At 40.2% G+C, this 23,005-nt stretch carries 18 protein-coding genes; 4 read left to right on the forward strand and 14 right to left on the reverse strand.

Going from position 1 to position 23,005, the window contains the following annotated elements:
- Positions 1 to 13: 13 nt before the first annotated feature.
- Complete coding sequence (locus tag H5160_RS04985; protein ID WP_182736971.1) at positions 14 to 1,321, reverse strand: DASH family cryptochrome; 1,308 nt, start codon at positions 1,319 to 1,321, stop codon at positions 14 to 16.
- A gap of 119 nt (positions 1,322 to 1,440) precedes the next feature.
- A complete protein-coding gene (locus H5160_RS04990) occupies positions 1,441 to 3,168 on the reverse strand; it encodes a DUF885 family protein (protein ID WP_182736973.1) in 1,728 nt (575 codons plus the stop codon).
- Between the two features lie 227 nt (positions 3,169 to 3,395).
- On the opposite strand from H5160_RS04990, the gene H5160_RS04995 reads away from it, so the two are divergent.
- Positions 3,396 to 3,983 carry a DUF4202 domain-containing protein gene (locus H5160_RS04995; protein WP_182736974.1) on the forward strand — a complete coding sequence of 196 codons (588 nt, stop codon included), beginning with the start codon at positions 3,396 to 3,398 and terminating at the stop codon, positions 3,981 to 3,983.
- A 27-nt stretch (positions 3,984 to 4,010) separates the two neighbouring features.
- Positions 4,011 to 4,514: a zf-TFIIB domain-containing protein gene (locus H5160_RS05000; protein WP_182736976.1), complete on the forward strand. Its 504-nt coding sequence runs from the start codon at positions 4,011 to 4,013 to the stop codon at positions 4,512 to 4,514.
- A gap of 60 nt (positions 4,515 to 4,574) precedes the next feature.
- Here the strand turns inward: H5160_RS05000 and der are convergent, their stop codons facing one another.
- The 9 genes from der to ndk form a co-directional block, all read right to left on the reverse strand.
- Positions 4,575 to 6,041 (reverse strand): ribosome biogenesis GTPase Der, encoded by a 1,467-nt coding sequence (gene der, locus H5160_RS05005; RefSeq protein ID WP_182736978.1) that lies wholly within the window; start codon positions 6,039 to 6,041, stop codon positions 4,575 to 4,577.
- A gap of 93 nt (positions 6,042 to 6,134) precedes the next feature.
- Entirely contained in the window at positions 6,135 to 7,313 is a 1,179-nt protein-coding gene (gene bamB, locus H5160_RS05010) for an outer membrane protein assembly factor BamB (protein ID WP_002961301.1), read from the reverse strand.
- A 10-nt stretch (positions 7,314 to 7,323) separates the two neighbouring features.
- Positions 7,324 to 7,944 carry a tetratricopeptide repeat protein gene (locus H5160_RS05015; protein ID WP_002961300.1) on the reverse strand — a complete coding sequence of 207 codons (621 nt, stop codon included), beginning with the start codon at positions 7,942 to 7,944 and terminating at the stop codon, positions 7,324 to 7,326.
- Positions 7,945 to 7,963: 19 nt separating this feature from the next.
- Entirely contained in the window at positions 7,964 to 9,244 is a 1,281-nt protein-coding gene (gene hisS / locus H5160_RS05020; protein ID WP_008168943.1) for a histidine--tRNA ligase, read from the reverse strand.
- 136 nt (positions 9,245 to 9,380) lie between these two features.
- Complete coding sequence (gene ispG, locus H5160_RS05025; protein WP_154904108.1) at positions 9,381 to 10,499, reverse strand: flavodoxin-dependent (E)-4-hydroxy-3-methylbut-2-enyl-diphosphate synthase; 1,119 nt, start codon at positions 10,497 to 10,499, stop codon at positions 9,381 to 9,383.
- 5 nt (positions 10,500 to 10,504) lie between these two features.
- Positions 10,505 to 11,371 (reverse strand): RodZ domain-containing protein, encoded by an 867-nt coding sequence (locus tag H5160_RS05030; protein WP_002961292.1) that lies wholly within the window; start codon positions 11,369 to 11,371, stop codon positions 10,505 to 10,507.
- Complete coding sequence (gene pilW, locus H5160_RS05035; RefSeq protein WP_182736979.1) at positions 11,368 to 13,206, reverse strand: type IV pilus biogenesis/stability protein PilW; 1,839 nt, start codon at positions 13,204 to 13,206, stop codon at positions 11,368 to 11,370. The genes H5160_RS05030 and pilW overlap by 4 nt, the downstream gene beginning before the upstream one ends.
- Before the next feature lie 126 nt (positions 13,207 to 13,332).
- On the reverse strand, positions 13,333 to 14,463 hold the full coding sequence (locus H5160_RS05040; protein WP_002961289.1) for a bifunctional tRNA (adenosine(37)-C2)-methyltransferase TrmG/ribosomal RNA large subunit methyltransferase RlmN: 1,131 nt from the start codon (positions 14,461 to 14,463) through the stop codon (positions 13,333 to 13,335).
- A 170-nt stretch (positions 14,464 to 14,633) separates the two neighbouring features.
- The gene (gene ndk / locus H5160_RS05045; RefSeq protein ID WP_002961288.1) at positions 14,634 to 15,065 is read right to left on the reverse strand and encodes a nucleoside-diphosphate kinase; all 432 of its coding nucleotides are present in this window, start codon (positions 15,063 to 15,065) and stop codon (positions 14,634 to 14,636) included.
- Between the two features lie 275 nt (positions 15,066 to 15,340).
- Between ndk and yegQ the strand changes: the two genes are divergently transcribed.
- Complete coding sequence (gene yegQ / locus H5160_RS05050; RefSeq protein WP_182736981.1) at positions 15,341 to 16,726, forward strand: tRNA 5-hydroxyuridine modification protein YegQ; 1,386 nt, start codon at positions 15,341 to 15,343, stop codon at positions 16,724 to 16,726.
- A 224-nt stretch (positions 16,727 to 16,950) separates the two neighbouring features.
- On the forward strand, positions 16,951 to 17,823 hold the full coding sequence (locus H5160_RS05055; RefSeq protein ID WP_182736983.1) for an EamA family transporter: 873 nt from the start codon (positions 16,951 to 16,953) through the stop codon (positions 17,821 to 17,823).
- A 44-nt stretch (positions 17,824 to 17,867) separates the two neighbouring features.
- Here H5160_RS05055 and H5160_RS05060 read toward each other — a convergent pair whose 3' ends face one another.
- The 3 genes from H5160_RS05060 to H5160_RS05070 form a co-directional block, all read right to left on the reverse strand.
- Complete coding sequence (locus tag H5160_RS05060) at positions 17,868 to 18,761, reverse strand: LysR family transcriptional regulator (protein ID WP_182736985.1); 894 nt, start codon at positions 18,759 to 18,761, stop codon at positions 17,868 to 17,870.
- A gap of 365 nt (positions 18,762 to 19,126) precedes the next feature.
- Complete coding sequence (locus H5160_RS05065; protein ID WP_182736987.1) at positions 19,127 to 21,850, reverse strand: TonB-dependent receptor; 2,724 nt, start codon at positions 21,848 to 21,850, stop codon at positions 19,127 to 19,129.
- Positions 21,851 to 21,871: 21 nt separating this feature from the next.
- Positions 21,872 to 22,933: a Ca2+-dependent phosphoinositide-specific phospholipase C gene (locus H5160_RS05070; RefSeq protein WP_182736989.1), complete on the reverse strand. Its 1,062-nt coding sequence runs from the start codon at positions 22,931 to 22,933 to the stop codon at positions 21,872 to 21,874.
- Between the last annotated feature and the right edge of the window lie 72 nt (positions 22,934 to 23,005).

Here is a 23,005-nt window from a genome sequence, read left to right on the forward strand (position 1 = left end):
GTTGATTGGCGGCTTAAATTGGCCAATCAACTTCGTTTAAAGTATCCAGCTGCGTGCTGGTATTTTTATTGCCTTGCCATTTATTAGTGTAAACAGCGTGCGGGTCAAACTGTAACGTTTGTTTTTCAATATTGAAGTGCCTACCACCACGCGGATCTACGCCTACACCTGCTATATATTGCCAATTACCCCAATTAGCGGCTACATCGTAATCAATCAGTTGCTGTTCAAAATAAGCTGCGCCGTATCGCCAATCAAGGCCAAGCTCGTTCACTAAGCAGCTTGCTGCAATTTGCCTTGCTCTATTTGATATATAACCCGTAGCGTTAAGCTCATTTATAATGGCATTGACTAATGGGTAGGGTGTTGAGCCATTACACCATGCAGCAAATCGGTTTGGCATAAATGTAGTAAGGGGTTTGGTTTGCTTTTGGCCTTTAAAATTAAACAGGCTTTTACCTGCCTTAAGTGCATGCCATTTAAAATATTCTCGCCATAGCAATTCAAATTTAATCCAGTAGGTAGACTCGTTTGTTATTTGACTATGTTCGTACGCCTCAACTGCTTTATAAACTTGCCGCGCACTTACACACCCAAAAGCAAGCCAGGTACTAAATTTTGTGGTGTTATTAAAGCCATCAAGCTCGTTTCGAGTTATTTTATAAGTACTTGGTAGTAAACCTGAAAAGTATTGCTTTAAATGTGTTTGCGCACTTTTAAACCCGCCATGCATTACGCCATTATTTGCTATACGCTCTAAAGGTTTTTTAGCGCACAAGGTTATTGGCTGAGGGAGCAAACCGTTTGGTAATGTTGAAAGTGAAATGGGGCTAGTGGCGGCCTCTACCTTTTTACGAAACGGGGTAAAGTGTTTAGGTAATTCGCTTACATCAAACGGTAGGTCACTTTGTTTATAGAGTGTGTCTTGCTGCGTTCCTGTAAATTGTGTATTTGGGCAATGTGCTTTGAGTAAGTTTATTTGGCGTTGCTCGTACAGGCCAAATTGCTCGCTGTATACAACTTCATCTATATTTTGCTCATTAATACGCGCTTTCAAAAGCGATACAGGTTCGCCTTCAAGCACATGCAGGGTTTGCCCGCGCTCAATAAGCTCTTGTTGGAGTTCATACAAGCTTTGCATTAAAAACTGCTGTTTATGCACGCCATACGGCTTTTGTTGATAGTTATTATTTTTAAACCAGTGCGGGTTTATAACAAATACAATATCGAGCGCGCATTGCTCAGTAGCAAGTTCGCTTAAAATAGGGTTGTCGTCTATTCGTAAATCGTTTTGTAGCCAATATAAAATGCGTTTGCTCATAGGTTTACTCAGGTTTTTGTAATCATTAACTTTACGAAGCAAAAGCGGGTAGGGATTAGTTTTGAGGTGTTTAAGAGGGTTTTAAAAAGAGGCGGCAAATAATACCGCCTCCTTGAATGTTAAATAGCCGATTTTTGTTTTGCTATCCAATCGTTTATTACGTCTTCTAATACTTCCATAGGCAGCGAGCCTTGGCCGATAACGGTGTCGTGAAAGCTGCGAATATCAAACTTAGCCCCGAGTTCTTTTTCAGCTTTTGCACGCAGTTCGCGTATTTTTATTTCGCCCATTTTGTACGAAAGCGCTTGGCCTGGCCATGATATGTAACGATCTATTTGATCCTCCACCGCGCTTTGTGGCAAAGCAGTGTGATCTGCCAAGTAGTCAATAGCCTTTTGGCGGCTCCAACCAAATGCATGAATACCTGTATCAACCACTAAACGCACTGCGCGCCACATTTCGTAACCTAAACGACCAAAGTCGCTGTATGGGTTTTGATAAAAGCCGGCTTCTTTACCTAAGCGCTCTGTGTATAGTGCCCAACCTTCGCCAAATGCAGAGTGGCTAAGTGTGCGTCTAAATTCGGGTACATTTAACTCCATAGCAATAGCGTTTTGTAAATGATGCCCTGGTATTGCCTCATGTAAGCTAAGTGCTTCTAAATTATATAAAGGCTGTAGTTTAGGTGTTGAGGCTAAAAAATAAGTGCCGGGGGAACGGTTATCAGCAGGTGGCATATAAAACGCGCCGCGACTCGCTGAGCCTTTAATAGTAAAGGTATTACGCGGTAAATGATTAAAGTAGGTTGGTAACTTGCCATACATTTTTTGCGTAATAAAAGCGGTTTTTTCTAGCAGGTCTTGCGCGTCTGTTGCGTAAAATTGCTTATCGGTCGCTAAAAATTCTAAAAAATCGCTGTATGTGCCATCAAAACCTACTTCATCAATAATGTTTTGCATTTGCGTTTTTATACGCGCGACTTCTTTTAAGCCTAGTTCGTGTATTTGCTTTGGCGTGGCGTCTGTTGTGGTGTAGTAATTAACTGCATATTTGTAATACTCAAGCCCGCCTTTAACGCTTGCAATACCCGGCTGCGCTCTACAGTTAGGCATGTAATCGTTTTCAAAAAAGTCGTAAAAGTGCTGATAAGCAGGGACTACTTTTGAGCTGATTAAGGCCTTTGCTTTGTTTTGGTATGTGGCTTTTTGCTCTGCTGTAAACGTGTTTGGTATACGTGTAAAGGGCTCGTAAAGGGCACTGTTTTCAGGTTGCTTAACAATATGCGCGCTAATGCTTTGGCTGTAATTTTCAAAGGTTTTGCAGTAATGAGTAAAGCCTGTTTTTATACCTTCTTTCATTAAATCAATATTTTGCTGATTAAATCGAGGGTAGTCGGCAAGGCTGATTAAAAATGCGTTGTAATCGTCGGGTGTTAAAAATGCCATGTTAGCCGGTGCTTCGGCAAAGTAAGTATGCCAGCCACTTAAAAAATTAACCGGAAAATACTTATCTTGATAAAGGTAACTTTGCTGCTCGGTTTCTCGCTCATATTTAAATAAGCGGTAGTTCATTAGCTGCTCGTTGTTGAGCGTTTTTGGGTCAATGCTGGCTAAGTTTTTTAGTACGTTGTTGTTATAAGCTTGGCGCTTTGCAATGGCTTGCTCGCTCCAATTTGGCAAAGTACCGTTTGGCTTCCAGCCGTCTGGGTCGGTACGAAAAAATATTTTTTCAGCTTTGGCGTTTTGCCAGTGGTTATCAATAATGGTTTTTAAATCAGTGTTAGTGTCGGCTAAGCTTGGTAGCGATGCAACCGCTAAGCATATAGCTAGAATACTTTTTTTAAACATAGTCATCCGTTATTGGCGAGTTAGTTATTATTTATCGCGCTTTTTTATTTTAATTTGTGCTCAATATAGTACCAAGTTAACTTAATCAATGCGCTTACTTTTATAACCTGTAACTCTTGGTTTTACTTTTTGATTGAACAAATTTCACTGCGTAACTGATTGGCGTACTAGTTTATTGTTTTATCAGCGTTTAGAATGACTAAAACTTATTATAAAAAATGATCGTCATGTTTAATAAAGTAATTACCTTAATTGATGAAGCAAACGACCAAGACCCTAATACTGAGCAGCACAATGGACAAAGCTTTCCAAAAGAAAGTTTATACGCCTTGCGCATGAGCGAAATGTTAACTCGTTTTAAACCAGATGCCGATGATCTCATGCAAATTGCAGTGCGTGCACAGCATATTCAGCGTTGGAAGTCGCCACGTAGTGATTTTGAAATGAACAAACAGGGCTATCATCAGTGGCGCAGTGCACTTTATATATTTCATGCTAGCAGCGTGGTTGCGCTCATGAAGCAAGCTGGTTACGGTGAAGCTGAGCAAAACCGAGTGTACGATGCGGTCGCTAAAAAAAATATTAAACGTAACCCAGACAGCCAATTAGTAGAAGATGTAGCAAGCCTTGTATTTATTGAACATTATATGCTTGGGTTTGCCAATGCAAAACCAGATTACAATGAAGAAAAATGGATTGGTATTATTCGCCGTACATGGCAAAAAATGTCAGATGAAGCCCATGAGTTTGTACTTGCAGGTAATATTACATTGCCCGGCCCGCTTGTTGGGCTTATTCATAAAGCACTTGAGTAAAAGAAAATAAATAAAAAGGAATTTTAAATGTATTGTCCTCGTAGTAATACGCCACTTGAACCTTTACTTGTTGGCGGGATTACTGTTTTTACGTCAGCGCAAGGCGGCGTATTTTTTGATAACAGCCAAATTTTTAAGTTTAGCTCGCCGGAGTTAAAGCATGGTCAGGTTTTACTTAAGTATTTGAGTAATTATACCGAAGGTGAGGGCGAAGTCTCATCGCGAGTAAATTGCCCTAAATGCCCAAGTATTGTGATGATGCGCCGGTATTTTTCGCCGCTCAAAGTGGTTGAGATAGACGAATGCCCTGGTTGTGCAGGCATATGGCTTGATAGCGGCGAGCTGGCAAAAATACACGAAAACCATTTAACCCCCCGAGAGCGTAAGCTGTTAGCCCACGAAATGGCGACCAATAATGGGTTTATAACTATTAAGCCGCCAAAATCAAAGTATTACCCCAAAGCGCCTAAAAATGTTCAAGACACGACAGTTGAACGGTTGGTGCAATTAGCATTACTTAATTTTCAGTAATAAAAAACGGCGCACTAAAAAGTACGCCGTTTTTCTGTAATAGATTAACGCTTATGCAGTTTATTTATTACGGTTTTCTTTTGCAAACGCACGTATTTTACGTTTTTGCGAAAGCGTTACTTTATTAGTACGCCCTGCAAATGGGTTATCACCTTCTCTAAATTCAATTTTGATTGGGGTGCCCATAATTTTAAGTGCTTTACGGTAGTAGTTCATAAGGTAGCGTTTGTAGCTATCTGGTAAATCGTGAACTTGGTTACCATGAATTACAATACGTGGCGGGTTATAACCACCGGCATGCGCATATTTAAGCTTAACACGACGACCACGAACAAGTGGCGGCTGGTGATCGGCTTGAGCCATGTCCATAATACGGCGAAGCATTGCGGTGCTAATACGCTTAGTTGCTGACTCGTACGCTTCATCAACCGATTCAAATAAATGACCAACACCTGTACCGTGAAGTGCAGATATAAAGTGTAAGCGTGCAAAGTCAATAAAGCCTAAACGGCGATCAAGCTCTGTTTTAATACGATCTTTAACGTAGTCGTCAAGGCCATCCCATTTATTAACGGCAATAACCAGCGAACGACCTGAGTTAAGCGCAAAACCTAATAAGCTTAAGTCTTGATCAGAAATACCATCGCGCGCATCCACAACAAGTAAAACCACGTTACAATCTTCGATTGCTTGTAGTGTTTTAATTACTGAGAACTTTTCAACTACGTCACTTACTTTTTTACGCTTACGAACACCGGCTGTGTCAATTAACACATACTCTTTGTCGTTACGCGTCATTGGAATATAAATAGAATCGCGCGTTGTACCTGGCATATCATATACAATTACACGATCTTCACCCAATATACGGTTTGTAAGTGTTGACTTACCAACATTAGGGCGACCAATAATAGCAAGCTTTACAGGTTTGTCAGCAAACGCTTGATGATCGGTATCACCACCTTCGCCTTCTTCGTAAAGATCGATTAATTCTTCGTCATCACCTGTTACTTCTTCATCTTGAGCAGCTAGTTCAGCAATAAGCGGCTGAAGTGTTTGTTCAAGTAATAGGGTAATACCACGGCCATGTGCAGCTGCAATGTGATGTATTTCACCTAATGATAATTGGTAAAATTCAGCACAGTTTGAATCTGCATCAATGCCGTCGGTTTTATTGGCAACAACAAAGCACTTTTTCTCTTGTTTACGCAAGTGATTAGCAATGGCTTGGTCAGCTACGGTCATACCTACACGAGCATCTACTAAAAACAGAACAATGTCGGCTTCTTCAATGGCTAGCAGAGATTGATCTGCCATTTCGATTTCGATGCCTTCTTCTGAGCCATCAATACCGCCCGTGTCTACCACGATAAATTCATAGCCATCGTAACTAGCTTGGCCATATTTTCTATCTCGTGTTAAACCTGGAAAATCGGCTACGAGTGCATCACGAGTACGTGTTAAACGGTTAAATAATGTGGACTTGCCCACATTGGGTCGCCCAACTAGAGCGATCACGGGAAGCATAAACTACCTCTTTAAAAAACAACAAAAGGCTTCGCAGTGCGAAGCCTTACAAAAAACAATTAACTATTAGCAGGTTATACTAATAGCAGTCAGTTAGTTTGGTATTTTTACCATACTAACTTCACCATCACGGGTGTATAAAATTAGCTTATCGTCGGCAACAACTGGCTCAACAAAAAAGCCTGAGCTGTCAAAGTCTTCTCGAGATACTAGCTCGCCAGTTTCTTTATTTAGCCAATGTAGGTTACCTTCTTGGTCGCCTAAAGCTAAGTGGCTACCTGCAACTGCAGGGCCTGTTAGGTACCAACCACGTAGAGCGGGTTGGCTCCAACGTTCAATACCTGAATTTTTATCTAATGCGTAAATAACACCATCGCTATCTACTAAATAAATTGTTTGTGCATCCATCGCAATTTCGCGGTAGCTGCTGTACTCACGTTTCCAAACTACGTTGCCAGAGCGAATATCTACAGCAGCTAAGTTGCCGTTGTAAGCTATAGCGTAAGCGTATGGACCGCTAATAAGCGGTTGAGTGTCTACGTCAACTAGGCGTTCAAATTCTGATGCGCCTTTAGCAACCGCAATTTCTGCGCTCCATGCTGAGTAACCACTGTCTGAAATTAAAACGCTTAGCTTGCCTGTTTCAAGGCCTACTAATACACCACCGTTAGCAACAGTTGGCGAGCTTTGTCCGCGTAATGTTAGTGGTGGAACTTCTTGTTCAAAACTCCAACGCTCTTCGCCCGTATCTGGGTGAAGGGCTAACAATTTACCAGAGCCTAAATTTACAAATATTAAGCCATCGCCTGCTGTCGGTTTAGACAGTGATTCGCCTGGTACATTTTTACGCCAAACTTCTTCACCGGTTTCGCGATCAAGAGCAATAATAAAGCCGTGTTCAGAACCTATATAAATTTTACCATAGGCTTGCAAAATACCACCTGATAATTTTGCATTACCGTTGTCAGCCCATGGCCAAAACGATAAATCTTGGCGTACATCGGTTTCCCACTTGGTATCGCCGTTAGTAAGCGAAAGCGCTTCTACTTGGCCTTCGCGGCTAGCAACATATACAGTATCTTTGTAAACAGCTGGTGTTAAACGAGAAAAGTAATGCTCTACGCCATCACCTACAGATTCTTGCCAAACAACGTCAGTTTCAAATTGGTTTACAATTTCAGGAAGTACTAGTTCATCTTCATCATCACTTGATGAACAACCCATCAGTGTTGCCATACATAGGGCAAGGGCTGCTGTTGTAAATTTTTTCATGCCTAAAACCTTATGCCGCTGGGCTAGTTACTGCTAGGTCATCTAACTTAATTTGTAATAGTGGGTTACTTGTTAATCCACCCGCATCTATTGCTGCTTGGTATGCAGTACGTGCTTGATCTTTGTTACCTTGCTGTGTGTAAATGTCGCCTTTAAGCTCGGCAACGTTTGCATTGAATGCTTCAGGTAATGGTGCATTTAATGTAGTTAATGCGTCGTCATAGTTAGTTTGTGCAATTTGAATTCGCGCTAAACGTGTAATCGCAATTGCTTTTAATTCTGTATTTTCAGTATTAGACACTATCCAGCTTAGCTTTTCGCTTGCTACGTCTAATTTTTTTGCTTCTACAGCGTCTTTTGCAGCAACAAATGCAGCAAGTGTTGCGTAGTTTGTATCTTTATTTTCGCTAATAAACGCATCAGCTGAAGATAATACATCATCACTTTCAACAAGCGCTGTATATGAATCTGATGCTTTTTCAGCGGTAGTAATTTGGTTTTGGTTATATGCTTTCCAGCCATATAAGCCACCAAGGCCAACAAGTATGCCTAGTGCAAGTGAAATGCCGTTTTCACGGAAAAAGCGTTTAATGGCTTCTGCTTGTTGTTCTTCTGTTGAATAAATATCCATTCTTACCTCTAATGTTCGCTTAGCCGTTAATAAGCTCAGCTAATAGCGCTTTAGCTTGTTCTAATTCTAATGTGACTTGTTCTTTACGCTCGCGTAAATACTTGATGGTCACAACGCCTTTTTCTAATTCATCTTCACCAATAATCACTGCAACAAGTGCATCGCTTTTATCAGCACGTTTTAATTGTTTTTTAAAGTTGCCGCCGCCCGCATGCACCATAACGCGTAAACCTGGTACGTCTTTACGTAGTTGCGCTGCAATTGCAGGAGCTTGAATGCTTGCTTTGTCGCCCATTGCTGCTAAATATACATCAGCATTACGACGAATGTCACCTACACACTCAAGCGCTTGTAGTAATAACACTAATCGCTCTAGACCCATTGCAAAACCAACTGCTGGCGTTGCTTTGCCGCCAAGCTGTTCAACTAAGCCGTCGTAACGACCACCAGCACATACTGTGCCTTGTGCGCCTAAGCTGTCGGTTACCCATTCAAATACGGTACGGTTGTAGTAGTCTAAACCACGTACTAACTTTTCATTAACCGTATATGAGACGCCAGCAGCGTCTAAACGTTCACATAAATTTTCAAAATGTTCTTTTGATTCAGCGTCTAAGTTTTCAGACAATTTAGGCGCATCAGTTAAAATTGCTTGTACGTCTGGGTTTTTGCTATCAAGTACGCGTAATGGGTTTGAATACATACGACGTTTTGAGTCTTCATCAAGCACATCAATGTGTTGCTCAAGGTAGGCTACTAACGCATCACGGTAATCTGCACGCGCTTCGTTAGAGCCTAAAGAATTTAGCTCTAAACGAACGTGGTCAGTAATACCAAAGGCTTCCCATAGTTGCGCTGTTAATAAAATAACTTCTGCGTCTATGTCGGCTGTGGCAATACCAAATGTTTCTAAACCAAATTGGTGAAACTGACGGTAACGACCTTTTTGCGGACGCTCGTGACGAAACATTGGACCCATGTACCAAAGGCGTTGTTCTTGGTTATATAGTAAGCCATTTTGGTTGCCAGCACGTACGCATACTGCGGTGCCTTCTGGGCGAAGTGTTAATAAGTCGCCATTGCGATCGGCAAAGGTGTACATTTCTTTTTCTACTATATCGGTAACTTCACCAATAGAGCGTTTAAATAAGTCGGTTGATTCTACAATAGGAAAACGAATTTCTTGATAACCGAACGATGCTACTGTCTCGCGTAAAATGCTTTCTACTTTCTGCCAAACTTGTGTATCGCCCGGCAGACAATCGTTCATACCGCGAACTGCCTGAATTTGTTTTGCCACTGATAAATCCTAAATGCTGTTTATGTGTAATAAAAAATGCTTACACAACAAGAATGCTAAAAATTGACCCGCTATTATAGCGTTCTGGTCATAAAGGTAAACGCCAAACACCGCTGTTTGGCGCTTTATACGGTATTTATTCGACTATTTTAATATCGATAGGTGTTTGCTGCTCTTTTTGAGCAATAAAGTCGCGCACGTAGCCTTCGAGCTGGTCAACAATGTTGTTGTTGTCAATACGCGCTTTTTGGCGCTCACCATTAATATATAAACCTGAGCGACGGTTTGCACCGGCAAGGCCAATATCACTCACAAGGGCTTCACCTGGGCCGTTTACAACACAACCAATTACCGAAACCGATACAGGCTCAATAATATCTTCAAGGCGCTCTTCTAGCTGGTTCATGGTGCTTACTACATCAAACTCTTGACGAGAACAGCTTGGGCAGGCAATAAAGTTAATACCGCGCGAACGTATGCGCAGCGATTTTAAAATATCAAAACCTACTTTAATTTCTTGAACAGGGTCAGCTGCAAGCGACACTCGCAGTGTATCGCCAATACCTTCGGCAAGTAGCATACCTAAACCTACGGCTGATTTAACCGAGCCAGATCGCATGCCGCCCGCTTCGGTAATACCTAAATGAAGTGGTTGGTCTATTTCTTTAGCGAGTAAGCGATAGGCGCCTACCGCTAAAAATACGTCTGATGCTTTTACCGATATTTTAAATTGGTCAAAATCAAGGCGGCGTAATATATCTACATGGCGCATTGCTGATTCTAATAAGGCTTCAGGTGTAGGCTCGCCGTATTTTTCTTGTAAGTCGCGCTCAAGTGAGCCGCCATTTACACCAATACGAATAGGAATGTTATACTCGCGAGCAGAATCGACCACAGCTCTTATACGCTCTTCGCTACCTATATTACCTGGGTTTATGCGCAGACAATCTACGCCGTACTTTGCCACTTTTAAGGCTATACGGTAATCAAAGTGAATATCGGCTACTAGCGGAATAGTCACTTGTTCTTTAATACTTTTAAACGCTTCAGCTGCGTCCATAGTCGGTACTGATACACGCACTATGTCGGCACCGGCATCTTGTATTGCCTGAATTTGTGCAACGGTTGCATCAACATCCATGGTGTCGGTGTTGGTCATTGATTGCACAGCAATAGGGGCGCCGTCACCAATAGGGACGTTACCTACATTGATACGGGTGGATTTTCTGCGTTTAATTGGGGATTCTGAAAACATAGCGACTACTCTGCTAGTGGTAATGTAAATTTGGCTAAACGGTTTTTAGGAAATGCAGAAACATCTACAGGTTCGCCGTTTAAAGTAATGTCTACAGCGTCATGCTTACCAAGCACAACTGAAAAAGGAGGCGTTCCGCTTACGGTCATAATGTAGCCTGCTTTTTTAACGCCGAATGCTATTTTTTCGCCTTCGCCATCGTAAATTTCAACCCAACTTTCGCCGTTAAAGTTCATAACAATTGTACTGCTAGCATCTTCTTGGCTTTCGTTGTTAGATGTAATAGGAGCCGTTTCTGTAACGGCTTCTGAGCTTGTTGATGTTTCAAGCGTATCTTTTGATTCTAATAGTGATTCGTCGTTAATTTCGGCTTGTTGCTGTTGCTGTAAAATACTGGGTTGAGCTGCTTGTCGTTCACTCATTATTGAGTTGGCAACGTTTATTTTACTGGTTTGCTCTTCAATGGGGGTGGCGTTTTGCCAAAACCATAAAGCAGATGAGCCAATAACAATCGCTAAAATTAAATAACTAAAAAACATCAAACGGCTGTCGCTTGCTTCTTTTTCTGTTCGGCGCGAAAAGCTTTGCATATTAGCGGGCTTGGTCGGCTCTGGTGGGGCCGGCATCATTGCTAATATAGGTGCGCTATCGACTTTTAATTCACGGCAATAATTTTTTATATAGCCTTTAACAAAAGTGATAGGGCCTAGTAACGCAAATTCATCATTTTCAAGGCGTTTAATTTGAAGTTCAGACAGCTTTAACGGTGCAGCGATAGTTGCGATGCTAACGTTTGCTTGCTCTCTATGATTTTTTAGTATTTGGCCTACAGTTGGCTGTTCGCTCTGTGTTTGCGTATTTTCTTCATTCATAATGTGTATGAGTCTGGATCCACTAGTAAAAGTCTGTGCCCTGGTTTTAATGCTATATCAGGACTTAATTTATTCCATCGCATTAATTCGTCAATTAATACATGCCGCTGGGTAGCTATATCGTAAAGGGAATCACCAGCTTTAATTTCGTAATAAATATTAGGATCGTTTAGGTATATTTTACTTCCATTCATTACCCGATCCGACTCTTTTAAACCATTCCATTGCAGGAGTTTTTGTAGTTTAACATTGTATCGCACCGAAATGCTAAATAGGTTTTCGCCAACAGCAATTACATGAAATGGCACGCGTAAAGGCGATACTTTAGGATTAAGCATTGGAAGCTCAGCTTTTTGCACTGCTTCGTAGCTTTTAAATTCAATATCAGCATTATTTTGATAGTTGCTGTTTTCAAAAACGGTTGTATTTTTAGTCGCTTCGTAGAATACCACGTCACTACTGTTTTTTTGATTAGTAACTGCAGGTGCAGAATTACTGTAGTTACTAGTTTGCTGCGAATTAAACTGGCCTGTTTTAGGTGCGCCAAACGAGATTATTGTTACCTCGTCATCGGCTTTAGCCGGTTGTTTTGTTGCTATAACTTCTTTTTGAAGTTCTAAAACGGGTTGCGCTTTTTCAGGCGCTGCTACTATAGAATCTGCAGAGTCGTGCTCAGTAGTAAGTGCAAGCATAACAGCCGATGTATCGGTAGGATTGCTTGGCGCGACGACTTTAGGAGCCTCTTCTTTTTGGGTCGTTACTTGTTTTGCTATTACGGTTGCTTCGTCGGCTTGCGTACTGAGCGTATTTGGCAATGCTTGAGCTTGCTCTTCTCTTGCTATAACTGGATTTACATCTTGGTTATTTGCTGTTGCGAGATTTTTATCTGTTTTTTGCTCGTTGTTTGTTACCAAGCTTGTTGAACCGTCCTCTGGCGAACGTTTCTTTCTAATAACTTTTATTTTTGGTTTTGAACTAACGTGCGCGCCGCTTGCGTCATTTTTTAGTTCTTTTAACTGCGCTTTACGGTATTTTTCTCGCAGTATTTCAAACTCATTAAAACGTGTTCTTTTCTCTTTTAACGCATAGGCTTCGTTGCTGGTAGAGTAAGTTTGCAAAATAGTGTTGGAAATTTTTTCAGCTTCTTCAATTCTGCCCATTCGGTTTTTTACAAGATAGCTAAGCATTAATGCGCGAGAAGATACTCGACCCGTACTTTCATAGCGTTTTAAAAGTTCACTGGCTTTGTACAAGTCACTTTTAGCGTAATACAGTGCGGCTAAGCTAATTAATGTAGATGTTCGCTGAGAGCTGTGATTAAGTGCCTGTTGAAAGTAGCTTTCTGCATTTTCAAAATCATCAAATTCAATAGCACACAGGGCTAAATTTTCGTAGCTTTCGGCAACGCGAATATAACTTGGTACTTCAATGGCTTTTAAAAATTGATCAGTTGCACGATCGTATTCATCAATACCACATAAAAACACACCGTAGTTATTGAGGGTGTTAGGATCGTCTGGCTTGATTTCAAGTGCTTTTTGGTAGGCTTTATCAGCTAGCGGGTTTTCGCCCACTTGTTGGTAGTAATAAGCAAGAGAGTAATGTACTTCAGGTAGGTCAGGAGCAAATGCTGCTGCACGTTCTAAATTGTATTTGGCTTGAGAATTATTACCCGTTTTTAAATACTGTAGGGCTAAAGCAATTCGTGTTCGTGCTGCGCCAGTATTATTAACCTTATTTTCGACGACGGGTTTATTACTGCCGTTATAACTACTTTCGCTCACACAGCCACTTAGGGCAAGTGTTGATAGTGTTATAGCAAGTATAGATCGCATTACCTTATCTCTTTATTTTTAGTCCATGTCGCCTATCTTACCTAAAAGCTTTACTCTTGCATCATTTATTTAAAAATAAACAACTTAACAGCCTTATATGGTTTATTCATATAAGGCTGTTACAGATTATGCTTGGTGGATATTAACGGCAATCGCGTTATCGTCGCGGATTTTCTTTTTAGCTAAACGTTTAGTACGGTCAACTACGTCACCGACTAACTGACCGCAAGCTGCGTCAATATCATCACCGCGAGTACGGCGCACAATACAGGTTACACCTGCAGCTTGTAGTACTTTTGAAAAGCGGTCGATACGGCTATTACTTGAGCGTGTGTACTCGTTACCCGGGAACGGGTTAAACGGAATAAGGTTTACCTTAGACGGTGTGCCTTTTAACGTTTGTACTAATGCATGCGCTTGATCAGTGCTGTCGTTAATGCCATTAAGCATAACGTATTCAACAGTTACGTCTTTATTAGCTTTTGAACCGTCGATATAACGACGACACGCCGCTAAAAACTCTTCAATAGGGTACTTTTTATTAACAGGCACTAAAATATCACGCAGTGCGTTATCTGGTGCGTGAAGTGATATAGCCAGTGCTACGTCAATTTTTTCTTTTAGTAAATCAAGAGCAGGTACAACGCCTGAAGTACTTAATGTTACGCGGCGCTTAGATAAACCAAAGCCCCAATCGTCCATCATTAGTTCCATTGCTGGCACTACGTTTTTAAGATTAAGTAAAGGCTCGCCCATACCCATCATCACAACATTAGTCACTGGGCGCTTTTCGCTATGACCATCAAGGCCTATATCTTTAGCTACACGCCAAACTTGGCCAATAATTTCAGATACTTTTAAGTTACGGTTAAAGCCTTGTTGAGCAGTAGAACAAAAAGTACATTCAAGCGCACAACCCACTTGTGATGATACACATAACGTAGCGCGCTCTTTTTCAGGGATCCAAACGGCTTCTACTTCTTGGCCGCCTTCAAGAATAAGCGCGTACTTAATAGTACCGTCGCTTGCTTGTTGGCGAACTGTTATTTCTGGCGCTACAATTTCGCACTCAGCTTTAAGCTTTTCTTTAAGCTTTTTATTTACGTTAGTCATTTCGTCGAAGTTATCTACGCCAAAATGATAAATCCATTTCATCACCTGGTCACTACGAAACGGCTTTTCACCGAACGATGCAAATAGCTCGCGCATTGCATCTCGGTTTAAATCTAATAAGTTAATCTTTTTTTGCTCGGTCATGAAACAACCTCAATCGGTGACGGTGGAGATAAAAATTTACGAGGACGAATTGTACACAATTCACTCACTTTAATCATTAAGTAAAATATCAAAAAATGCACTTATGAATACTTTGCGTAATGACTAAAAAAGGGCCCGAAAGCCCTTTTCATTTTGTTAACGAATTCGAATTAACGAGTACGTGAACAAAGCTCTTCGTCAGCGAAGAAGTACGCGATTTCACGAGCAGCAGATTCAACAGCATCAGAACCGTGAACAGCGTTTTCGTCGATGCTATCAGCGTAGTCTGCACGTAAAGTGCCAGCTAGTGCTTCAGCAGGGTTAGTAGCACCCATGATTTCACGGTTTTTAAGAACAGCGTTTTCGCCTTCAAGAACTGTAACCATTACTGGACCAGATGTCATGAAAGATACTAAAGCGCCAAAGAAAGGACGTTCGCTATGTTCTGCGTAGAAACCTTCAGCTTTCTCTTGTGAAAGGTGAACCATTTTAGCTGCAACGATTTTAAGGCCAGCAGTTTCGAAACGGTTGTAGATAGCGCCAATGTGGTTTTTAGCAACTGCATCAGGTTTTACGATTGAGAAAGTACGCTCTAAAGCCATCTTTATGCTCCAATAATTTTAAGTAAAAGTGTGAATATTAACGGGCGCGAATTATACGCGTTTTAAGTGAAAAATCCTAATTTTATTAAAAACCAGTTTGATTGCTGTTTTATGATCTCGATCAAATTTAAATTATTAGCCATATTTATACTGCTGCGCTTGTGTTTATGTATTTTTCAATAACACCAATTTCACTGGATTAATGCTTAATTTTTCAATCAAATTGGTAAAACTCATGCAACTGGTTTAAACCCAGTTCGATGTATGGAGCGCACATGTTACCCGTTATTTCTTCAATGCCTTTTATTCCTGAATTATTATGCCCCGCAGGCAGTTTAAAAAACATGCGCTACGCGTTTGCTTATGGCGCAGATGCGGTTTATGCGGGGCAGCCTCGTTATAGCTTGCGTGTGCGCAATAATGAATTTGACTTAGACACGCTGCAAATTGGTATTAGTGAAGCGCATGCGCAAAATAAAAAGTTTTATGTGGTGTCTAATATTGCGCCGCATAACGCGAAAGTAAAATCGTATTTACGTGATATAGAGCCAGTTATTGCGATGCAGCCCGATGCGCTGATTATGTCGGACCCTGGTTTAATTATGCTTGTTCGTGAAAAATGGCCTGCGATGCCCATTCACTTATCAGTACAGGCAAATGCGGTAAATTACGCGAGTGTACAATTTTGGGCAAAGCAGGGAATTGAACGCGTTATTTTATCAAGAGAGCTGTCGCTCGAAGAAATAACCGAAATACGCACACTCTGCCCAGACACCGAACTTGAAGTATTTGTACATGGCGCACTGTGTATGGCGTATTCGGGGCGTTGTTTGCTCTCTGGTTACATAAATAAGCGCGATCCAAATCAAGGGACGTGTACTAATGCATGTCGTTGGGATTACGATGTAAAACCTGGTGTTGAGAACGAAACCGGCGAAATGGTGCATAAAATTGACCCCAAACAGGTGATTCCTACATTAGGTGAAGGCGCACCAAGCAACGATGTATTTATGCTAGAGGAACAAGGTCGCCCTGGTGAGTATATGCCTGCATTTGAGGATGAACACGGCACGTATATTATGAACTCAAAAGATTTACGCGCTGTGCAATACGTAGAGCAGTTAACAAAAATGGGTGTACATAGTTTAAAAATAGAAGGGCGTACTAAGTCATTTTATTATGTGGCGCGCACTGCACAAGTTTATCGTAAAGCAATAGACGATGCGGCTTCGGGTAAACCATTTGATACTAGCTTATTTAAAACATTAGAAAACTTGGCGCATCGTGGTTATACCGAAGGCTTTTTAAAACGCCATGCCCACCAAGATTATCAAAACTATGAATACGGTCACTCTGTATCAACTAAGCAGCAATTTGTGGGTGAAGTATTTGGGCGCTGCGAAAATGGATTAGTTGAAATAGACGTTAAAAATAAATTTTGTACTGGTCAATCTTTAGAGCTTATGACACCACAAGGCAACATTACTTTTACGCTTGAATATATGGAAAACAAAAGAGGCAAAAGTATTAGCGATGCTAAAGGTTCTGGTCACATTGTAAAAATCCAGCTAGATGAGGGCATTAACTTAGATCACGCTATTTTAATGCGTAATCTAGACGCGCACCAAGATACCCGTAATCCGTTCAAAAAGGTGAGTTAGGATCCACTCTAATAACTGCTCAAAGCTATTTTATTAAATAGAGTGACGCTGAGCAGTTATATCTTCATCTGCTATTTTTTAAATACCATTTATGGAATTTATCTTATCATTAATGCTTATTTATAAAATTTTAAAAGCGAATATAATGGATATTCGTACTTAACACGTGTTGTTAAATCGCTCCTCACTGTTACCCCATTACTTTTTAAAGGAATCATTTTTGTATGTGGATAATTTTTGCATTACTCGCAACCGTTTTTTTTGGTGCCCGAGGAGTGTTGTATCAATGGACGTCGCAGAAAAAGATTAACCGTAACTTATTATTATTCGGTGTATTTTTTGTAGGATTTGTTATTAGTGCGCTAGGTACTGTGGTATTTGAACATACATGGTATGGCTGGGCAGACATTACGGTTGGGCTAGCGTTAGGTTTTGGCTCTTTTGCTGCTAATGGTTTGTTGCATAAGGGGTTTTCGGTTGGTAAAGCGTCTTTAATTAGTATTTTATCGGGATTGACGCCTTTGTTTGTCCTTTTATTTGCTTTTTTATTGTGGCAGGAGACCTTAACAACAATTCAATTAATTGGCTTTTTCATTATTTTTGGTGGCCTTTATATCATTCGTTATTCAAGCGATATTTCGTTGAACAACCTACAAGGTGCGCAATGGGGATTACTCGCTGCACTTGCCTTTGCATTTAATGATTTAATGGGTAAGCAATCAACACTTCTTGAGGCCGATACCTTTGCAACGCTAACGTCTATGTTTGGTTTTGGTAGTTTTCTTTTTGCTGTTAGTTGGTTAGTAAAGCGCAAAAAAATGTTAGCAGAGCAAGGCGCTTCTCAAGCGTATTGGTCTGCCGGTAAAACATTTTCGTGCGGGTTACTTATTGGTTTAACTAATGTGGCTGGCATGGTTGCAATAATATCGGCTTTTGCTATTGGTAATACAGGGCTAGTTTCAGCGATTTCAGGTATGAATATTTTAATTATTTTGTTGTACTCACGCATCATCCTAAAAGAGTCTTTTACACGCCAAGAAGTTATAGGATTAACAACGGCATTTTTAGGTGTAATTGTACTAAGGCTTAGTTTTTAAAAGACGAATGAGCTTAATCACTTTGCTGTAAAAAGCATACACTGCTACATATTAGTAAAGTGTTGCAGTGTATGCTCTATGAGTAAACGCACTCGATAAGGGATTTGTTTTCTGTCGCGATAAAGCATAGAAAATGGCTGCCCTTTGCTTTGCCAATCAGGAAGAATGCGTTTAAGCTTTCCGGCTTTAATAAGTGGTAATGCTATATAATCATGGATGTAGCTAATACCCACACCAGACTCAACTGCTTGTTTCATCATTTGAATTTCATCAACCTCCAATCGAACATGTGTGTTTGGATTAAAACTGTACTCTTCGCTCGTTTGCTGATTGTTTAATTGCCACGGAACCAACCCAACGCACGCAATTTTTGGGTGCAGCTCTAATTGTTTAGGATGAGTGATGGATTGATAATCATGGTCTGGGTGAGCACAAAGCACATTATGAATAAGTTTAAGCTCTCTAATAACCCAATTATCAATGGCAGGGTTTCTTACTCTAAATGCTATATCAATCGCTTCTTTTTCAATATCAATAAGGTTATTTGAAAAGCGTAAATCTAGTTGAATATCGGGATACTGCAGTAAAAAATCACAAAAAATAGGACTTAAAAAATGTTTACCCATGTAAATGGGGGCACAGATCCTAATTTTCCCTTTAGGTTGGTCTTTTTCATCACAAAGTGCTTGCTCGATACACTCTACTTCCTCAAATAACTTGCGATAGCGGTCGTAATATAACTCGCCAGTATGCGTTAGCGTTACTCGATGGGCATCTCGATTGAGTAGCGTTAATTGAAGAGCTTGCTCTAATAGACGTATTCTGCGGCTTAAGGTTGATAGTGACATATCAAGATTTGCTGATGCTTTTTTAAAGCTACCTAGTTTTACTATGGTGCAAAAGTAACGTAAATCATCGAGAGAATAACTAGCTGCCATCAGAACTACTTTATTGTTTAGGATGTAGGCAATATTAAAAGCGACGCTTTAAAATTTCATTAGAGATTAAAGGGGGGAGAACTGAAATTAGGCAATCAAATTTTATGTGATTTTAATTTAATAACTCTTAAATAAGGGGGACTGGTAAATAACGTAACTCAATCTGTTCATCTAAATAAATTAAAAGTAGTTTTAAATCGTTCTTGTTAGAGCCGTTGAAAGTAGATTTACAAATAGTGATTTACATCGAGTGCTCTATATAAATTCGCTTAATTAAGTGATCATTTTTATAAGTCGTCTTTTTTGATGAATCCCTAAAAAATAATTAGAGGCTCTACACAAAAATAGAGCCTCATTTTTATAATTTAGAAGCGATAACTGGCACCTAAATAAACAGTACGCCCATTAACCGTCGTATTGTATAAACGATCATTGGAGTCTGAATATTGCTCTTCTCGTTCATTAGTCAAATTACTGGCTTCTATAGTGAGCTTTAGCTTTTCATTAACCTGATAAAAGGCGGATGCATCTATGTATGTGCTGGCATGAAAACCGTTTTCGTCTTCATCGCCGTTACCCGCTTGTACCGCTGCAATATAGTCACTTCTATAAGCGGCTGCAACACGTGCGCCCCATGAGTCAGAATCGTAATATACTGTAAAGTTACCAGAGTGTTCTGAAAGTCCTGGGAACGATTTATATTGATCAACACCTGAGTTACCCACATTACGGTACAGCGCTTCACCATCAGCAAAGGTATAATTCGCAATAACACCTAAGTTATTAAAAGGAGCAGGTAAAAAGTCGAGATCTCGTTGAAAGGCCAGTTCCCAGCCACTAATATCACTTTCATCTAAATTTTGTGGTTGAATAACGGTAAAAACAGTACTTGCTGTTTGTGGGTTGCCGTTTTCGTCTACGTCGCCTAATAAACTAACTGGGTAGCCAGTCTGGCTGTATGGAATGTCATATGTTTCGGTGATAATGAAATTATCAATAGATTTATGGAAGTAACTTACGGCTGCATACCCTATATTTTCAAAGTAATATTCAACTGAAAAGTCGAAATTAACTGACTCGTATGGTTTAAGGTTTGGGTTTCCTGAACTGATACTTAGGCCATTGGTTGATGTGGCATCATTTTGTACTACACCTGTTGGCACTAATGCAGCGAGTGAAGGGCGGGTGAGGTTTTCGCCATAACTTGCACGTAGCACTAAACTGTTATTACTATCCCACACTAAATTTATAGCGGGTAGCAACCCTGAATAGGTATTTTCAACGTCAACTACTTCTCCATTTATTAACCCTATAGCATTGGTAGTAGTATCGTAATGGCGCACACCCGCATTACCCATTAAGTAACCTGAGCCTAGTTCCCATTCAGCTTCGTACTGCAAATAAGCGCCAAAGGTTTTTTCTTGTACGTTATCGGTAAAATCAGGGTTATCTAAGTTAGGGTCGATATTCATACTCGCTAGAGTGCCTAGTACATCAACACTTACCCATTGTTGTTTATTGTGTGCGGTATTGGTAAATGTAAGGCTTGAATCTACCGTGTCATCCAGTACGCCATCTTCCCAATCACTGCGATTAATATTATCAGATTTACTTTCACCGTTTTCACTTTCAAACTTTTTATTAGATACACCAAACTTTATATTTGAAGCATTGTTTAGTGTGTAATTAAAATCTAATTTCATAGAGTCGAATGTATTAGTTATTTCTTCTTCAGATATATCAATTTCGTGATAACGAAATAAACTACTGTCTGTAGGCTCAAACCCGTATGTGTTTTCACCATAATAAGCATCTTGGCGGTAATCAATTGTTTCATCGCCAAATGTTTCTAGATAAACTTTAACACTCCCTGTATTAAATTTGGTTTCTGAGCGCCCCACGAGAGCGGTCATATTTAAATCGTTTGTAATTTGCCAGTCACTTTTTAATACAAATTGACTTATTTTAGTGTCTGCATATTGGCTGCGGCTTTCTGAGTGTATTGCGGCATCTTCGTATACTGAGTAAATAGCGTCGTTATTTTCATTTATTTCAAGTGCTGTGAGCTTTGAACATACTTGCTCGTTGTTATAAGCAGGGCCTGTACAGCCAAGAGCTGTTGAGCTTGAGCCTCGGTTTTGCAAGTGGAATTCACTGCGATCATTATTCAGTTCACCATATAAAGCATCAAAACTAAATTCAAGGTTATTATTTGGGCGATATTGCAGAGCAAGGGTCGTCCCTAAACGTTCCTGTTCGTTTTCAAATAATGAATAGCGGCTACCACGTGAAAAGCTCACTTCTTCGTTGTTAATTTTATCTTGTAATTCATCTGATAGCTCGGATATATCTGAGCCTGAAGCATTTTTTTTGCGCCAGCGATATGTATTGTAACCTTGCTCATTTACATCACGTTTGCTGTATGCAATTGAAAATAATGCGCCAAATTTATCATCCCAAGTATCTGAGATCAGAGCTGCAAAACGTGGACTAACATCATCGGTTTGTGAGTTGTCGCCAAGTTGACCTGATATTGCAGTATTAAAACCATCAAAATCAAATGGTTTAGCTGTATGAAGCCCAACAGTTCCACCTATACCACCTTCATCCATTTCGGCTGAGAAGGATTTTTTCACATCAACGCGCTGAAATAACTCAGAAGCAAATATGTTAAAATCAAAAGCGCGTGATCTGCTCACTGAGCCTCGGCTATCCATTGCCGAAGAAGACGTACCCAAAGCCTCCATACCGTTAAGTTGTACTTGTGTAAAGTTTGGTCCTAAACCTCGTAATGAAATTTGTCGGCCTTCGCCACCTTCTCGGGTAATCGCAATGCCAGGCACTCGTTGTAGTGAGTCTGCTAGATTTAGATCGGGAAAATCTGCAATATCTTCAGCCACAATAGAATCTTGTGCGCCCACAGCATTTCGCTTTAAATCTTTTGCTTTTAACAAACTGTTGCGATAACCCTGTACAACTATTTCTTCTACTTCTGTTTGAGCAGATTGTTCTGCATACACATAATTAGACGCGCCTAATGAGCTCATTATAGCCGTTGCTAAAAGCGTACGAGATGGTTTGTTCAACATAATGCTTCCTTGGTTTTTAATTTAAAGTTGATTATTAATAAAAGGGTTTGTGCGCACTAAATGACCTTCGTCAAATTGCACCACATAGTTAAAGCGCGCCTGCTGTGGCGAGCCGGGTATAAAATCGGTTGAAATTACTTGTGCGCCGCTATTTTTTGCAGCATTAAACTGCATTGTTCGTTGCGAATTAGTGGCACTTAAATTTGCATCTGCGCGGGTACGCACCATGTAGCCTTTTAATACAAGTTGCTGAATTTTATAAAAGTCGCGTATAGGGTTGTTCACAATCATAAAAGCAGCTTCGGGGTGGTTTTCATCATAATGGGCAAACATGCTAGCCCCCTTTAACGAAGGTCTATTTTGTTTATAAAGTGCGGATTGCTGTGTATTGCCATCAAATAAGAATATGAATTTACCTACTAAAGCACGTGTACTTGGCCACCCAAACTTAACGACGGTTTGGTTTAAAGATAATGGCGTTTTGCGTAAATCATCTGGCGTGAATAATAAGTTAGGTAACGATTTTTGAATTAACTCATCGAGTAAATAATAATCTTTCGATGTAAATTTAAGTGGCTGGGTTCCTAAAATTAAATCAGAGCGTGTTTCTTTTACATTGAGCATTACAACAATTGGAAAGTGCTGCGGATTTGCCTCTGACCATGCTTTCAATGTATTCAAACAGCCACTAAACAACACACAATGGCTTTGCACATCAATGTCGGGAATGTGCATTACTTTAAATCCAGGAGTAGCTAATTGCTTTTTTTCTAACTCATTAAACAAAGGCGTTGTTGCAAAAGTATTAGCCCAAGGTTTTATGTATAAACCCCCATTAGGGTCTTTTAAAACGTCAATTTCTAAATGGCGAACACCGCTATTTAACTGTTTAATAATAGATGAATGACCGTAATCAATACGGGCCATTAGCTTGGGGCTTAAATCATTTAATTTATGTTTAACGCTTACGTTTAATGTTTTTTTATAGCTGTTATGTGAGCCAATCATTTGCAGGGTGTTTAATGGCTTAGCGCTAACACTGCTTACATAACCTGCAAAAATAATAAAAATAAAAAATGGCATAGCACGTCTCAATTGTTGAGTTTGCTATCTAAGAGCGAGCATTTATAAATTAGGGGACACAAAAATATGCAT

The sequence above is a fragment of the Pseudoalteromonas sp. SG43-4 genome, from assembly GCF_014164325.1.
In the GTDB taxonomy this organism is placed as follows: Bacteria; Pseudomonadota; Gammaproteobacteria; order Enterobacterales; family Alteromonadaceae; genus Pseudoalteromonas; species Pseudoalteromonas distincta.